This window comes from Nocardia sp. NPDC003963, assembly GCF_053605105.1.
Genome location: NZ_JBSGIP010000034.1, coordinates 47,978 through 64,665, shown reverse-complemented (window position 1 = coordinate 64,665; position 16,688 = coordinate 47,978). Strand labels below are relative to the sequence as shown.

Annotated in this window: 9 protein-coding genes; 8 read left to right on the top strand and 1 reads right to left on the bottom strand. The window is 67.6% G+C overall.

Annotated elements, in window-relative coordinates; all coding sequences use genetic code 11:
- The 7 genes from ACWEWT_RS30530 to ACWEWT_RS30500 form a co-directional block, all read left to right on the top strand.
- The coding region (locus ACWEWT_RS30530) for a hypothetical protein (protein ID WP_452564165.1) at positions 1–216 on the top strand (216 nt) is incomplete at its 5' end.
- Positions 217–828: 612 nt separating this feature from the next.
- Entirely contained in the window at positions 829–1,365 is a 537-nt protein-coding gene (locus ACWEWT_RS30525; RefSeq protein WP_452564164.1) for a DUF732 domain-containing protein, read from the top strand.
- A 9-nt stretch (positions 1,366–1,374) separates the two neighbouring features.
- Positions 1,375–2,361: a cutinase family protein gene (locus tag ACWEWT_RS30520; protein ID WP_452564163.1), complete on the top strand. Its 987-nt coding sequence runs from the start codon at positions 1,375–1,377 to the stop codon at positions 2,359–2,361.
- Between the two features lie 169 nt (positions 2,362–2,530).
- Positions 2,531–3,550: an LLM class F420-dependent oxidoreductase gene (locus ACWEWT_RS30515; protein ID WP_452564162.1), complete on the top strand. Its 1,020-nt coding sequence runs from the start codon at positions 2,531–2,533 to the stop codon at positions 3,548–3,550.
- Positions 3,551–3,737: 187 nt separating this feature from the next.
- Positions 3,738–5,648: a long-chain-fatty-acid--AMP ligase FadD32 gene (gene fadD32 / locus ACWEWT_RS30510; protein ID WP_452564160.1), complete on the top strand. Its 1,911-nt coding sequence runs from the start codon at positions 3,738–3,740 to the stop codon at positions 5,646–5,648.
- A 112-nt stretch (positions 5,649–5,760) separates the two neighbouring features.
- A complete protein-coding gene (gene pks13, locus ACWEWT_RS30505; protein WP_452564159.1) occupies positions 5,761–11,004 on the top strand; it encodes a polyketide synthase Pks13 in 5,244 nt (1,747 codons plus the stop codon).
- Complete coding sequence (locus ACWEWT_RS30500; RefSeq protein WP_452564157.1) at positions 11,001–12,545, top strand: acyl-CoA carboxylase subunit beta; 1,545 nt, start codon at positions 11,001–11,003, stop codon at positions 12,543–12,545. Before pks13 ends, ACWEWT_RS30500 begins: the two co-directional genes overlap by 4 nt.
- Positions 12,546–12,606: 61 nt before the next feature.
- On the opposite strand, the gene ACWEWT_RS30495 is transcribed toward ACWEWT_RS30500, so the two are convergent.
- The gene (locus ACWEWT_RS30495; protein WP_452564156.1) at positions 12,607–13,107 is read right to left on the bottom strand and encodes a peptidylprolyl isomerase; all 501 of its coding nucleotides are present in this window, start codon (positions 13,105–13,107) and stop codon (positions 12,607–12,609) included.
- A gap of 194 nt (positions 13,108–13,301) precedes the next feature.
- Here ACWEWT_RS30495 and ACWEWT_RS30490 point away from each other — a divergent pair, with 194 nt between their 5' ends.
- Positions 13,302–16,619, top strand: a complete 3,318-nt coding sequence (locus ACWEWT_RS30490; protein ID WP_452564155.1) for an arabinosyltransferase domain-containing protein — start codon at positions 13,302–13,304, stop codon at positions 16,617–16,619.
- Positions 16,620–16,688: the final 69 nt, after the last annotated feature.

Sequence of the window (16,688 nt, the reverse complement as noted above, 5' to 3'; positions counted from 1 at the left end):
GCCCGGATCGATCGCGACAATGTCGAGGTCGCCAACCGTCCCGCCGATCTGGAGAAATGCGCGATCGTCATCGGCACCGCGGCGAAATGGCCGAAGGCGCGAGTCTCGAGGCCTGAACGGCGGGACACCAGGGGGCCTCAACCCCGCGACGCCGAAGGCGGCGCCGAAAACACAGCACCTTCGCGGGTGAGTCTTGCTTCTTGCTTTCGCGGGTGAGTCTTGCTTCTTGCTTTCGCGGGTGAGCCCTGCTCCTTGCCATCACGAGCCCCCGCGACCCCCGACAACGGGAGGCTCCCGCACAGCCGCGACCACCGAGCCGGAGCATCGTAGCGCCGCCCGCCGCCCGCCATCACCCCCTCCGCGAAGGAGAAAATCGCCAGGCCCAGCGGATGCTGCTGTCCCGTCTGCAGTTTCCACCTCCGCCGTCACGGGCCGGTCCAGTTGTCCGGAGCAGCAGGGCTGGCCCACCCTCTCCATCGGGTACACGCCACCACCGACCATCAGCGCGGTCTGCATACCTTTCGCAGCAACCGACCACCCATCTGTGAACTGGACCACTCCCCGTCCATCCACCCCGGCCGTGGCCGTCACCTCCACAAACCCCGCCGCCCGCCGTCTTTCGGTGAAACCCCATCACCCCGCCCCGCCCCCCGGCGGGCCGGGGAGTCGGCGGCACTCGACAGTCTGGTATTACCCTCGGTGATCGCGGCCCGGGGCAACCCGCCGGGCCGGGACGCAAACCAGACGGTCAACCCAGTGGTTCGGCGGCCCCGACTCCAGCGGCCGTGAACCCGCGCGCACCGCGCGCCGGAACACAGGATGGAATGTATGTATCGGACCCGAGGCACATTGCTCGGTGTGGTGGCGGCGGTCGCGGCCGCCGGATTGCTCGCCGGCTGCGGCGACGACGAATCGACCGCGACCAGCACTCCCACGCTGTCGACCCCGGCCGCCGCGCCGTCCGCGAGCGCGGCTCCGGCGCCTTCGGGCGAGAGCCAGGCCCCTGCCCCGGAGGGGGAGGCGCCCGCTCCCGAGCAGCCCGCCGAACCCGAGGCGCCGGCCGAGGAGCCGGAGCGTCCCGCCCCAGTGCCGCCGCAGGAGCCCGAGGCCGGGCAGCTCGGTGAGAAAGAGCAGATCTTCGTCGACGAGCTGGGCAAACAGGGCGTGACCCCCTCGTCGCCGGATATCGCGCTGAGTATCGGCAACTACGTCTGCCAGGGCGTGGCCGCCGGGACCTCCGATGCCGATATGGCGACATTCGTGAACGCGATGGCCGGTTCGGATCCGTCGTTCGATCCGGCGAAGATGCCGGTCGAGCAGGCGGGTCAGATCTACATCAGTACCGCCAAAGCGCACTACTGCTAGTGGTTGCCGATGAGTAGGGGACGTACCGGACGCCGCCGTTCGGTGGGCTGTCTGCCTGTGCTCGCGGTGGGGGTCGTCGGGCTCGTCATCGTGATTCTGCTCTGGTACCTGCTGGCCGGTTGTCTGCGGGAACCCGGGCCCGGTCCGGGCCCCGAGCCGGGACCGGGCGAGCCGACCAGTCAGCCGGCGAGCTGCCCGGATGTACAGATGATCTCGGTGCCGGGTACCTGGGAGTCCAACAGTGACGACGACCCGCACAACCCGACGGCCAACCCGGCCTCGCTGATGCTGAATGTGAGCGGTCCGGTACAGGAGCAGTTCCCGGCCGGGCGGGTCGACGTCTACACCGTCCCCTACATCGCGCAGTTCTCGAATCCGGTGGCCATCCCGCCGGACGGTCAGGCCTCCTACAACCTGAGTCGTACCGAGGGCACGCGGCGGACCTTCGATTTCCTGACCCAGCGTCACGCGGAGTGCCCGCTCACCACCTACGTGCTGGCAGGGTTCTCACAGGGTGCGGTCATCGTCGGCGATATCGCCGAGCAGATCGGCAAGGGCAACGGCCCGGTGCCCGCGAGCCGGGTGCTCGGGGTCACGCTGATCGCCGACGGCCGGCGTTCCGGGGAGACCGGTGACGGTCAGCCGATCCAGGTCGGTACCCCGCCGCCCGGTGTCGGCGCGGAGGTTGCCCTGGCCGGTTTGACCGTTCCCGGAATCACCATGACCGGTGTACGCAAAGAGGGGTTCGGTGAGTTGGCCGACCGGGTGTACACGATCTGCGCGCCCGGCGATCTGATCTGTGACGCGCCCCGCAACGCGCTGAGTCCGGCCAATATCTTCGGCAGTGTCGGGACGCTGGCCCAGGCGGTGGGCAATCCGGTGCACAGCCTCTACCACAACTTCGTGGTGGATCCGGACGGTACGACCGCCACCCAGTGGGCGGCCGATTGGGCGGTCGGTCTGGTCGGCAGCGCTCCGTCGCCGCCGCACTCGTGATCTTCGGATGCGGGGCAGGTGGTGGCGTGGCGACCGCCTTGTGACAATTCACCGGCCTCAGCGTGTTCGCCGGCGCCCGGCAGGCTGTAAAGTGCGCTGGTGATCGCGCATCCCGGGCCCTGCGCCGGCTCGGGGTACGCAGACTTCCGATATCCAGGAGCATGAGTTCATGACAGAAGCCGCCGCACCGGTGGATGAGTTGAGCGCGCTGGGCACCCCGCTGCGTAAGTTCCGCTTCGCGGCCGCGGGTGAGGGAAACAAACAGGAGGGCGGCGCCCGCAAGTTCATCCAGACGGCGCAGCAGGCCGAGGAGTACGGCTACGACACCTTCGTGGTGCCCGACCATCTCGGTGACCAGATCGGTCCGATCGCCGCGCTCGGGGCGCTGACCCAGGCCACCGACCGGATCCGGTTGGGTACCTCGGTGCTGGCCAACGGTTTTCGGCATCCGGTGGTGCTGGCCAAGGATCTGGCCACCATCGATGTGTTGTCCAAGGGCCGGCTCGAGGTCGGTATCGGGGCCGGCTGGAAGGCCGACGAGTTCGAGGCCGCCGGGCTGGCCTACGACCGTCCCGGCGTGCGCCTGGCCAAGCTCGACGAGACGCTGACGATTCTCGATATGCTGCTGCGCGGCCAGGAATGCACCTTCGAGGGCAAGTACTACCAGGTGCACGGTGTCAAGGGCACCCCACGCCCGCGGCAGGGCCCGCGGCCGCCGCTGTGTACCGGTGGCGGCGGCCCCCGCATGCTGAAGCTCGCCGCGAAACACGCCGACATCATCTCCATCGTTCCGGTCACCACCTCGAACGGTAAGGGTCTGCTCTCGGGGATCACCCTCGAGAAGACGATCGAGAAGGTCGAGCTGATCAGGGAGGCCGCCGGTGACCGGTTCGATCAGATCGAGCTGAACTGGGCGATCACCGCCATAGTCATCACAGACGACCGGGAGAAGACCGCCGAGATGGCGCTGTCGGCCATCGAACGCGGGCTGCACCCGGACCTCGAGGTGGATGTCCGGCTCTCCGTCGAGGAGATCTTGAACTCGCCGTACGTCGCGATCGGCACGTTCGAGGAGATCGCCGATCAGATGCGACGTGTGCGCCAGCTCACCGGAATGTCCTACGTGGGCATATTCCCCACCCAGATGGACGCATTCGCTCCGGTGATTCCCTTGCTCCGGGAGGAGTGAGAAGCTCGTCTCTGTAACATGTCTCTGGTTTGAGAACATCTAGCCGATAGCGGTCACCGCGCAGACCGCACCCAAAACCCGCAGGGTCGGTTCTCGAATGGAGAGCACCCGCGGCGAAAGCGAGTCGGGGCCACACAGTAAATAGCGGCGATCGTGCCGTTGCCGCGTGCGCCTCGGAGGAGAAGGAATGGACGAGACTTTCGACGACTACCTGGACGAGAACGGGAACATCACAATTCCCGATGATCGCACCCTGGTCGACCACGTCGAGAAGCACACCCGCAACGACGCGAACACGCTGGCGTACCGCTACATCGATTACTCGCGCGAGCGCGATGGCGAGGTACACGAGCTGACGTGGCAACAGTTCGGGGTCCGGCTGCGCGCGGTGGCCGGTCGCCTGCAGCAGGTCACCAAGCCCGGTGACCGCGTGGCGGTACTCGCGCCGCAGGGACTCGACTATGTGATCTCTTTCTTTGCCGCGATCTACGCCGGCACGATCGCGGTGCCGCTGTTCGATCCCGACGAACCGGGTCATACCGACCGGCTGCACGCGGTGCTCGGCGATTGCAAACCGTCGGCCATCCTGACCGCCAGTTCGGCGGCCGCCGGGGTGCGCCAGTTCTTCCGTGCGCTGCCTGCCGCGCAGCGGCCGCGCATCATCGCCGTGGACGCGATTCCGGACAGTGTCGGCGACAGCTGGGTACGTCCGGATATCGCCGTGGACGATATCGCCTACCTGCAGTACACCTCGGGTTCAACCCGGACTCCGGCGGGTGTGGAGATCACCCATCGCGCGGTGGGCACCAACCTGCTGCAGATGGTCGACGCCATCAACCTCGACTGGAACTCCCGCGGTGTCACCTGGCTGCCGCTGTTCCACGATATGGGCCTGCTGACGGTGATCCTGCCGGCCGTGGGTGGAAAGTTCATCACCATCATGTCGCCGGCGTCGTTCGTGCGGCGTCCGTACCGGTGGATCAAGGAACTGGCGGCGGCCTCCGACGGTGCGGGCACCTTCGCCGCTGCCCCGAACTTCGCCTTCGAGCACGCGGCCGTGCGCGGTCTGCCCAAGAACGGCGAAGCATTGGATCTGTCCAATGTGATCGGTCTGATCAACGGCAGCGAACCGGTGACCACCTCGTCGATGCGGAAGTTCAACGAGGCGTTCGCGCCCTACGGGTTGCCCAAGACGGCGATCAAACCGTGCTACGGCATGGCCGAGGCCACCCTGTTCGTCTCGGCGACCAAGGCGGAGGACGAGGCCAAGGTCACCTATGTGGACCGCAACGAACTCAACGCCGGGCGTATGGTCCGCGTCGAGCAGGACGCCGAAAATGCGATAGCCCAGGTGAGCTGCGGTTATGTGGCCAAATCCCAGTGGGCCGCGATCGTCGAACCCGAATCGGTCGACGGTGACGCCCGGGAGCAGCCCGACGGCCATGTCGGCGAGATCTGGTTGCACGGCAACAATATGGGCATCGGGTACTGGGGCCGGGAGACCGAGACCGAGGCGACGTTCCGGAACAAGGTCGTCACACCGTTGGCCGAGGGCAGCCACGCCGAGGGCACCGCGCCCGACGCCCACTGGATGCGGACCGGCGACTACGGGGTGTACTTCGACGGCGAGCTCTACATCACCGGCCGGGTGAAGGACCTGGTGATCGTGGACGGGCGTAACCACTACCCGCAGGACCTGGAGTTCTCCGCGCAGGAAGCCAGCAGTGCGCTGCGTCCCGGATTCGTCGCGGCGTTCTCGGTACCGGCCAATCAGCTGCCGTCCGAGGTCTTCGCGCAGGGCAGCCATTCGGGTCTGAAGTTCGATGCCGACGACGCCTCGGAACAACTGGTGATCGTGGCGGAGCGCGGTCCGGGCGCCGGTAAGGCCGATCCGCTGCCGATCGCCGACGCGGTGCGGGCCTCGATCTCGCAGCGTCACGGCGTGACGGTGCGCGATCTGCTGCTGGTGCCCGCGGGTTCGATCCCGCGTACCTCCAGCGGCAAGATCGCCCGGCGCGCCTGCAAGGTCGCATACGTCGAGGGCACACTGCGGGGCGGCTACACCCAGCAGGCATTCCCGGATGCGCCCGAGGAATAGGTCGATACGAGCCGGGTCGCGACCTCGAGTGAGCGAAGCGAAGCGCCCATCCACCACAGCGGTGCGCCGGCTGTTGCCGGGCACTGCGTACAGACAGGTAGCTTGAGGACTGATGGCTGATAACGAGGGCACGTCGCCGGAGACGACCGAGAACCTTCCCGCCGAGGAGGATCGCGCCGCCGGGACCGGCGACGCGCCCTCGTCCGGCGATACGGCACCGGGCACCGAGCTGTCGGTCGCCGAACTGCGGGAGTGGTTGCGGCGCTGGGTCGCCGAGGCCACCGGGCAGTCGGTCGACAAGATCACGGTGGACCGGCCGATGGAGGAATTCGGACTGGCCTCCCGGGACGCGCTGGCGCTCGGCGGCGAGATCGAGGAACTCACCGGTGTGGTGCTGAACGCGACTGTGGTCTACCAGCATCCGACGATCGCCTCGCTGGCCGAGGTCATCGTCAACGGACCGCCGGAGCTCACCCTCGAAGCCACCGACGACGAGTTCTACACCGCCGGGTACGCACCGGGCGAGGCGCACGATATCGCGATCGTGGGTTTGTCGACCCGGTTGCCGGGCGCGGGGAACACCCCGGAATCGACCTGGGAATTCCTGATCAACGGCGGTGACGCCATCCGCGATCTGCCCGCGGGCCGGTGGGCGGAGTTCCTGAGCGAACCGCAGGTGGCGCAGGCCGTGGCCGAGGGCAATACCCGTGGCGGCTATCTGGACCAGGACGTCGTCACCGGCTTCGACGCCGAGTTCTTCGCCATGTCGCCGGTCGAGGTCGAGCGGATCGACCCGCAGCAGCGACTCATCATGGAACTCACCTGGGAGGCGCTCGAGCACGCCCGGATACCGGCCAGTGAACTGCGCGGTGAATCGGTCGGTGTGTACATCGGCACCTCCACCACCGATTTCCAGCTGGTCGCCGCCATGAGCCTGGGCGATACCGATCCGAACGTCCCGGCTTCGGCGGAGGGCTACAAGATCACCGGCAGCGCCAGCAGCATCATCGCCAACCGCGTTTCGTACTTCTACGATTTCCGCGGCCCGTCGGTGGCGGTGGATACCGCGTGCTCCTCGACCCTGGTGGCGGTGCACCAAGCCGTGCAGGCGCTGCGCGCGGGTGACGCCGACGTCGCGCTGGCCGGCGGGGTGAACATGCTGCTCATCCCGATGACCACGCTCGGTTTCGACAAGATCGGAGCGGTGGCCGGGGACGGCCGGATCAAGGCGTTCTCGTCCGACGCGGACGGGATGGTCCGCTCCGAGGGCGCCGGTCTGGTGGTGCTCAAACGGCTCGCCGACGCCGAACACGACGGCGACGACATTCTCGGGGTGATCAAGGGTTCGGCGGTCAACAGTGACGGCCGGAGCAACGGGCTTCTCGCCCCGAATCCCGACGCCCAGGCCGATGTACTGCGCCGCGCCTACCGGGACGCCGGTATCGTGCCCTCCACCGTCGACTACATCGAGGCCCACGGCACCGGAACCCTGGTCGGCGACCCGCTCGAGGCCCAGGCGCTGGGACAGGTGGTCGGCGCCGGTCGCGCCGCCGACGCGCCGGCGCTACTGGGTTCGGTGAAGACCAATTTCGGGCATCTGGAATCCGGAGCGGGCGCGGCGAGCCTGGCCAAGGTGCTGTTGTCGTTCCAGCACGATGTGCTGCCGGCCACCATCAACTATGCCGGACCGAACCCGTACATCCCGTTCGAACAGGCCCGTTTGAAGGTGGTCGAAGAGCCGACCCCGTTCCCGCGCTACAGCGGTACCGCGACGGTCGGTATCTCCGGCTTCGGCTTCGGCGGCACCAATGCGCACGTGGTCGTGCAGGAGTATGTACCCGCCGCGCCGCTGGATGTCTCCGAGCCCTTCGTACCGGACGCGGACGGCGAAACGCTGGCGGTGGCGAGCACCGATGTGGTCGCCGAGGCCGCGGCGGTCGCCGCCGAGGCCGCCCCCGAGCCGGAATGGTCGGCCGATCGCGCCGAGCCGCTGCCGGTGATCCTGGCGGTTTCGGCCTATCTGCCCTCACGGCGCCGCCGCGCCGCCGCCGATCTGGCCGATTGGCTGGAAACCGAAGCGGGACAGCGGACTCCGCTCGTGGATGTGGCCCGTTCGCTGGCCAAGCGCAGCCATTGGCGTTCGCGCGGTGTGGTGCTGGCCAAGGATCACAGCGAGGCCGTCGCCGGATTGCGCGCGATCGCCGCCGGTAAACCCGGGCCGGGTGTTTTCACCGCCGACGCTCCGGCCGCGCAGGGACCCATGTGGGTGATGGCCGGGTTCGGGGCCCAGCACCGCAAGATGGGTAAACAGCTCTACCAGGAGAACTCGATCTTCCGCCGCACCGTCGACGAGGTCGACGAGCTGGTGCAGGACGAGGCCGGCTACTCGGTGCGCGAGATGATCCTGGACGACGCCCAGGACTACGACGTGGGCACCTCCCAGGTCGGTATCTTCACCATCCAGCTCGGTCTGGCCGCGGTGCTGCGCGCGCACGGCGCCGAACCCGCCGCCGTGGTGGGCCACTCCATGGGTGAGGTGGCCGGTGCCTATATTTCCGGCGGTCTTCCGTTGGAGGACGCCGTACGCACCATCTGCGCGCGGTCGCGGCTGATGGGCGAGGGCGAGCAGATGCTCTCCGACGCCGATGTGCGGAATATGGCACTGGTCGAGATGAGCGCCGACGAGGTCGCCGCGCTGCTGCCGGAATTCCCCGATGTCGAGGTCGCGGTGTACGCCGCGCCGACCAATACGGTGATCGGTGGTCCGGTGGACCAGGTCTCCGCGATCGTCGGCCGGGTGGAGGCCGCGGGCAAATTCGCGCGAGTCCTGCAGACCAAGGGCGCCGGGCACACCTCGCAGATGGATCCGCTGCTGGGCGAACTGGCCGCCGAACTGGCCGGAATCGAGCCGACGCAACCGAAGGTCGGCCTGTACTCCACGGTCGACAAAGAGCAGTATTACGCGCCCGGGCACGACCCGGTACACACCGAGGACTACTGGGTGAAGAACATGCGGCACAGCGTGTACTTCACCAACGCGGTGCGACTCGCGGTCGATTCCGGGATCACCACGTTCCTGGAGCTCGCGCCGAACTCGGTGGCGCTGATGCAGGTGCTGGGCACCACCTTCGCCGCCGGGCTGCCCGACGCCCAGCTGATCCCGACGCTCAAGCGCAAGGAAGACGAATCGGCCGGTGTGATCGCCGCGCTGGCTCAGCTGTACGTGCACGGGCATCCGGTGGACCTGGGCTCGCTGGTGGCGGCCGGACCGTATGCCGATATCCCGCGTACCGCATTCGTGCGTAAACCGTACTGGCCCAAGATGAGCGGTTTCTCGGCCCGCGGGAACACCCGGGCACCGGGCGTCTCCGTCGCGCTGCCGGACGGCCGGCATGTGTGGGAGGTGCAGGCGGCCTCGGTCGACGATCTGCCCACGCTGGTGCATTCGGCCGCGGCACAGGTGCTCGCCGAGGTGAATCCGGGCGCCAGTGTCGCGCACGCGCCGCTGCCCGCGACCGGTTCGCTCACCACGACCCTCACTCCGCATCCGGGTGGCGCGTCCGTTCAGGTGCACGCCCGGGACGGCGCGCAGTTCCGGTTGCTGTTCGACGCCGTCGTCACCTCCGGCGCCGCCCTGCCCGTCCCGGTCGAACCGGCGGCGAGCCCGGCCGCGCCGGCCGGCGTCGAAGCGGAAGTCGCCGAAACCATCGATACGGTGGGCTTCGGGGACCGGTGGAACCCGGACAGCGGCCAGACGGTGGAGGAGCGGCTGGCCCTGATCGTGGCCGAATCCATGGGCTACGCGGTCGAGGATCTGCCGATGGAGATCCCGCTCATGGAACTCGGGCTGGACTCGCTGATGGCCATGCGGATCAAGAACCGGGTCGAATACGAATTCGATATCCCGCAGCTGCAGATCTCGGCCGTCCGTGACGCCAGCCTGCACGAGGTCGGGAAGGTGCTCCGCTACGCGATCGAGCATCGCGACCAGGTCCAGGAAATGGCCGACCAGCAGGCCAGCGGGGAATCCGGCGCATTGAGCGTGGACGACAACTTCGTGAACGCCGCCAAAGCCGCCATGGAGTCCGGGCAGGACCCGGTGGCCGCGCTGAACGAGGCGGCGGCTCCCGCCGAGAAATCCGCGACCACGAGCCAAGCGGAACCCGCTGTTCCCGCGACCCTCGCCGCGCCGACGGCCGAACCGGCCCCGGCCGCCGGTGCCGCACTCTTCGGCGGCGGTGCCACGGGTGCGGACGAGGACAACGTTCCGCCACGTGACGCGGCCGAACGCCTCACCTACGCGGCCTGGGCGACGATCACCGGCGAATCGGCCGGCGGTATCTTCAACACCCTGCCGATCCTGGACGAGGACACCGCGGAGCGGCTCGCGGCCCGGCTCACCGAGCGGGTCGGGGCGGAGATCACCGTCGACGACGTGCTGGATTCGGAGACCGTCGAGCAGCTCGCCGACGTGGTGCGGACCCTGCAGGACAGCGGTGCGGACGTGGACGGGTTCGTCCGTCCGATCCGGGCGCGGGGCGAGAACTCCGACGCGGTACCGGTATTCGTCTTCCATCCCGCGGGCGGGAACACCCTGGTCTACGAGCCCCTGCTCAAGAAGCTGCCCGAGGGTACGCCGATGTACGGCTTCGAACGGGTCGACGGTGCGATCGAGGAACGTGCCCGGGAGTACGTTCCCGAGCTGCGCAAACTCCAGGGGAACGGGCCCTACGTCCTCTACGGCTGGTCGCTCGGCGCGGTGCTGGCGATGGCGGTCGCGCAGATCCTGCGGGCCGAGGGCGCCGAGGTACGTCTGGTGGGCCTGATCGATCTCGCCATCCCGGCCGAACCGGAGAGCAATACCCCCGAGGAGCGCCTGGAGCGGATGCGGCGCTACCAGGTCTTCGCCAAGAAGACCTTCAATATCGCCGGTGAACTCGACGACAGCCAGCTCCGTGAACTGGCCGATTCCTCGGAAGAGGAGCAGTTCAAGATGATCACCGATCTGATCAAGATGACCGGGGCGAAGATCCCGGGTGGGGTCCTCGAACATCAGAAGACCTCATGGGTCGAGAACCGCGCACTGCAGCGGGTGCAACCCACGCACTACGACGGTGATGTGGTGCTCTATCTGGCCGACCGCTACCACGACGGTGCGATCGAGCTCGAGCCCCGCTACGCCGAGCGGCGGCCCAACGGCGGCTGGGACGAGTACCTGCCCAATCTGGAGATCGTCCATATTCCCGGCGACCACCTCCAGATCATCGATGAACCGCGGATCGGCCGAATCGGCGCGGACCTGACCGCTAAACTCGACCGGATCAGCTCGAGTGAGGCCGGGAAAGGGAGCAAGTGAGCACGACTGCCGAGAAACTCGCCGATCTCCGTAAACGACTGGAGTTGGCGCAGGAACCGGCGGGGGAGGCCGCCGTCGCGAAACGGGCGCGCAAGGGTATCCCCAGTGCTCGCGACCGGATCAAGCTCCTGCTCGACCCGGGTTCGTTCGTCGAGATCGGTGCCCTGGTCCGCCGGCCCGGTGATCCCGACGCGCTGTACGGCGACGGTGTCGTCACCGGTCACGGACTGGTCGACGGCCGCCCGGTCGCGGTGTTCTCGCACGATCAGACCGTGTACGGCGGGTCGGTCGGCGAGATGTTCGGCCGCAAGGTGGCCGCGGTGATGGAATACGCCGCCAAAGTGGGCTGCCCGCTGGTCGGTATCAACGATTCCGGCGGTGCCCGGGTGCAGGAGGCGGTGTCCTCGCTGGCTTGGTACGCCGAATTGGCGACCCGGCAGGAACTGCTGTCGGGGATGGTCCCCACCATCTCGCTGATTCTCGGCAAATGCGCCGGTGGCGCCGTATATTCGCCGATCAACACCGATGTCGTGGTCGCGACCGAGGCGGCCTATATGTTCGTCACCGGGCCCAAGGTCATCCGTGAGGTCACCGGTGAGGATGTCAGCCTGGAGGAACTGGGCGGCGCGCACAGCCAGGCCCAGTACGGCAATATCCACCATGTCGCCAAGGACGAGCAGGCTGCATTCGACTGGGTGCGCGAGTACCTGTCGTATATGCCGACCAGTTGTCAGGAACAGCCGCCGGTGATCAACCCCGGTCTGGAGCCGGAGATCACCGATTCGGATCGGGAACTGAACGGGATCGTGCCGGATTCCGACAACTCCGGTTACGACATGCACGAAGTGCTGCTGCGGATGTTCGATGACGGCCACTTCCACGAATACGGTGCCGAAGCCGGCCGCAACATCATCACCGGGTTCGCCCGGGTGGACGGCCGCAGCGTGGGCGTCGTGGCCAATCAGCCGATGGTGTACGCGGGTGCGCTCGACGCCCGGGCATCGGACAAGGCCTCGCATTTCGTCCGGCTCTGCGATGCCTACGAGATTCCGCTGGTCTTCGTGGTCGATACGCCGGGCTTCCTGCCCGGCGTCGAACAGGAGAAGGTCGGTGTCATCAAACGCGGCGGCCGGTTCCTGTTCGCCTTCGTGGAGGCGACCGTACCGAAGGTGACCGTCGTGGTGCGCAAATCCTACGGTGGCGGCTACGCGGTGATGGGGTCCAAACAGCTGGGCGCCGATATCAACCTGGCCTGGCCCACCGCGCGGATCGCGGTGATGGGCGCGGAGAGTGCGGTCAGCCTCATCGGAGCGGCGCAGATCGCCGCCGCACCCGAGGATCAGAAGGCGGCCGTGCGCCAGCAGATGATCGACTTCTACAACGCCACCATGGCCACCCCCTGGGTGGCCGCCGAGCGCGGTTTCATCGACGCGGTGATCGAACCGTCGCAGACCCGGCTGGAACTGCGGCGCGCGCTACATCTGTTGCGGGACAAGACCGTTGTCCGCAACCCGCGCAAACATCACCTGCTGCCGCTGTAAACGGTTCCGGTTCGGGTTGTTCCGCTGGAGAACAACCCGAACCTTCACGTACGGAACGTGCTCAGCCGGTGATGGTCGCCGATTCGATGACCACGTTCTCCACCGGGACGTCCTGGTGCATACCCTGCGACGAGGTGGAGACGGCGGCGATCTTGTCGACCACCTCGGTGCCGTCGGTGACCTCGCCGAAAACGGCGTATCCCCAGCCCTGGCCCGCGGGCTGGGTGTGATTGAGGAAGTCGTTGTCGGCCACATTCACGAAGAACTGCGCGGTCGCCGAATGCGGATCGTTGGTACGCGCCATGGCGACCGTGTACTTGTTGTTCTTCAGGCCGTTGGCCGCCTCGTTCTGGATGGGCGCCTGAGCCGGTTTCTGCTGCATCTGGCCGTCGAAACCACCGCCCTGGATCATGAAACCCGGGATAACGCGATGGAAGATCGTGCCGTCGTAGTGTCCCGACTTGACGTATTCGACGAAGTTACGGACGGTGTCCGGCGCCTTCGCCTCGTCCAGCTGGAGGCCGATGGTTCCGTAGTTCGTCTCGAGATTCACCTTGGTCATGCCCCTACCTTTCCATTACCGCCGCAATACCCCGCGCATAAGGGGGTGGTTTCCCGGCCGATTGTGCCAGCCGCCCCTCTTTACCCCATCCGGATGGTTTATATGCCCCGGATGCCGGGTGTGTTTCCGTTCGGATCGGGTACTCGCCGGGGCACCACCGGGCCGCGCGCGTCGCGCTCGACTAGCATGCCAGCGTGCCAGAAGTCGCCACCGCAGTACTCACGAAGACGCCACCGGAGCCGGAGCCGAAGGTCGCGCCGAAGGATTTCCGGGTCGCGCGTCTCGTCGCGATCATCACCGGTGTGCTGGGGGCGCTGTTCGCGATCGCCACACCCTTCCTACCCGTCACCCAGACCACGGCGACGCTGAGCTGGCCGCAGAACGACACGCTGGCGAGTATCCAGGCGCCGCTCATGTCGCAGGTGCCGACCGATCTCACCGCGACCATCCCGTGCTCGGCGGTGAACCAGCTGCCTCCGCAGGGCGGCATGTTGCTGGCCACCGCGCCCCCGCAGGGTGACCGGGCCGCACTCGAGGCGCTGTTCGTCCGCGTCTCGGAGACCTCGGTCGATGTGGTGGACCGTAACGCGGTCGTGGCGACCGCCGACCGGGCGGAGATGGCGAACTGCTCGGCCATCACCATCCGCTCCGACAGCACGGCCACCAGCGCCGCGTTCGAGGGGCTGACCACCGAGACCGGCGCGCCCAACGCGGGCCGGCTGGTCGGCGATCTGCGTCCGCAGATGGTCGGCGTGTTCACCGATATGACCGGTGATATCCCGGCCGGGCTGAGCCTGGACTCCACGATCGACACCCGGTTCACGTCCAATCCGACCTGGATCAAACTCGTCGCGATCATCGCCGCGGTGGTGTGCACCCTGCTGTCGCTGGTGGCGCTGGCCCGCCTGGACACCAGCGACGGGCGCGGCCACCGCCGCATCCTGCCCGCGCACTGGCTCAAACCCACCATCGCCGACGGCGGTGTGATCGGCACGCTGCTGGTCTGGCATTTCCTGGGGGCCAACACCTCCGACGACGGCTACATCCTGAGCATGGTGCGGGTGGCGCCGGACGCGGGCTATATGGCCAACTATTTCCGCTGGTACGGCGTACCCGAGGCGCCGTTCGGCTGGTACTACTACGTGATCCAGCTGTTCGCCGAGGTCTCCACGGCGAGCCCGTGGGTGCGGCTGCCCGCCCTGGCCTGCGGGATCCTGTGCTGGCTGGTGATCAGCCGCGAGGTGGTGCCGCGGCTGGGCAACGGTCTGCGCGGCGCGCGCGGACGGGCCTGGTTCGGCAGTGTCCCGCTGTGGACCGGTGGCCTGGTGTTCCTGGCGTTCTGGCTGCCCTACGACAACGGTCTGCGATCCGAGCCCATCGTCGCCCTCGGCGCGCTGCTCACCTGGGTCTCCATCGAACGTGCCATCGCGACCGGGCGACTGCTGCCGGCCGCGGTGGCGGTGGTGGTCGCCGCGTTCACACTCGCCGCCGCCCCGACCGGCCTGATGTGTGTGGCGGCGCTGCTGGCCGGTATCCGGCCCCTCACCCGCATCGTCGTCCGCCGGCATCGGGAGCACGGGACCGTCGCGTTGCTGGCACCGCTCGCCGCCGCCGGGTTCCTGGTGCTCACGGTGGTCTACAGCGACCAGACCTTCGCCGGTATCCAGGAGGCCAACCGGGTGCGGCAGCTGGCCGGCCCCAACCTGGCCTGGTACGAGGACTACCTGCGCTACTACTACATGTTCGTCGAAACGGTCGACGGGTCGCTGTCGCGCCGCTTCGCTTTCCTGGCGATGCTGCTGTGCCTGTTCACCACCATGCTGGTGCTGCTGCGCCGGCGCCGGGTGCCGGGGATCGCCGCCGCGCCCACTTGGCGCTTGATGGGGGTCGTGTTCGGCACGATCTTCTTCATGATGTTCAACCCCACCAAGTGGACCCACCACTTCGGCGCCTACGCCGGGATCGCGGGTTCGCTGGCGGCGGTGACCGCGGTCGCGGTATCGGCATCGGCGCTGCGGGCCCGGAAGAACCGGGCGATATTCCTGGCCGGCCTGCTGTTCACCCTCGCGCTGGCGTTCTCCGGTATCAACGGCTACTGGTACGTCTCCAGCTACGGGGTGCCCTGGTTCGACAAACGGGTCGTGCTGGGCGGTATCTCCTCCAACACCGTGCTGCTGGTGCTGTTCGGAGCGGCGTTGCTGCTGGTGGCCTGGCATGTGCTGCGCGAGGGTTACGCCAAACCGCCCACTTCCACGCGGACCGCCCGGGGACGGCGGATGCGTAAGTTCGCCGCCATCCCGCTCACCCTGGTGGCCGCCGCCATGGTGCTGTTCGAGGTGCTCTCGATGGCCAAGGGCGCCTATTCGCAGTATCCGGCGTATTCGCTGGCCCGGGGCAATATCGACGCGCTCACCGGCCAGAGCTGTGGTCTCGCCAACGACGTGCTGGTCGAATCGAATGCCAACGCCGGGCAGTTGAACCCGATCATCGATCCCGCGCATCCGCCCACGAACCCGAACGATCCGCTGGCCGGTGTCGACCCGGTCGGGTTCGATCCCAACGGAGTCCCCGACGATCTGTCCGCCGACGCGGTCGAGGTGAAACCGGGTACCGGTAACACCTCCAGCCAGTCGGTGGGTGCCGCGTTCGCCGAAGGCCAGAACGCCGGTACCGGCGGCGGTCAGGGGGCCCAGGGTGTGAACGGCAGTACCGTGGCGCTGCCCTTCGGCCTGGATCCGGCCACCACGCCCATCCTGGGCAGCTACCAGGAAGGTGTCCAGCAGCCGGCGTTCGTCTCGTCGAGCTGGTACGAGCTGCCCGAGCGCACGCCGGACCACCCGCTCGTGGTCATCACCGCGGCCGGGCGCATCCTGTCCTACGACGACACCGGCGCCATGCAGTACGGCCAGTCGCTGACCGTCGACTACGGCAAGCGGCAGCCCGATGGTTCGATCACCCAGCTGGGGACCTATCTGCCGCGCGATATCGGCCCGTTCCCGTCCTGGCGCAATCTGCGGGTGCCGCTGGACGAGATCGCTCCGGAGGCCGACGCGGTCCGGGTCGTCGCCAATGATCCGATCCTCATCGGTGACCAGTGGCTGGCGTTCACCCCGCCGCGGGTGCCGAAGCTGGAGAGCGTGAACGACTATCTCGGTTCGGAGCAGCCGATCCTGCTCGACTGGGCGGTCGGCCTGCAGTTCCCGTGCCAGCGTCCGTTCCGGCACGTGAACGGTGTCGCCGAGGTGCCGAAGTTCCGTATCCTGCCGGACCGCCCGCTCGCGGTGAGTTCCACCAACACCTGGCAGGCCCAGGAGTTCGGTGGTCCGCTCGGGTTCTCCCAGATGCTGGCGAAATCGACCACGATCCCGACCTATCTGAAGAACGACTGGGGCCGCGACTGGGGCACGCTGGAACGCTACGACCAGTACTACGACGCGGTTCCCGCGCAGCTGGTGACCGGTACCGCGACCCGTAACGGGTTGTGGGATCCGGGCAAGCTCCGGGTCTTCTGACCTGCTGGACCCAGTGACGACCGGGCATCGGAATGTACAATTTCCAATGTCCGGTCGTTGCTTTTTTGT

Bases quoted from the DNA above. Each gene is read 5' to 3' on its own strand.
- ACWEWT_RS30525 (WP_452564164.1), top strand. From the start codon at position 829: ATGTATCGGACCCGAGGCACATTGCTCGGTGTGGTGGCGGCGGTCGCG.
- ACWEWT_RS30520 (WP_452564163.1), top strand. From the start codon at position 1,375: ATGAGTAGGGGACGTACCGGACGCCGCCGTTCGGTGGGCTGTCTGCCT.
- ACWEWT_RS30515 (WP_452564162.1), top strand. From the start codon at position 2,531: ATGACAGAAGCCGCCGCACCGGTGGATGAGTTGAGCGCGCTGGGCACC.
- fadD32 (WP_452564160.1), top strand. From the start codon at position 3,738: ATGGACGAGACTTTCGACGACTACCTGGACGAGAACGGGAACATCACA.
- pks13 (WP_452564159.1), top strand. From the start codon at position 5,761: ATGGCTGATAACGAGGGCACGTCGCCGGAGACGACCGAGAACCTTCCC.
- ACWEWT_RS30495 (WP_452564156.1), bottom strand. From the start codon at position 13,107: ATGACCAAGGTGAATCTCGAGACGAACTACGGAACCATCGGCCTCCAG.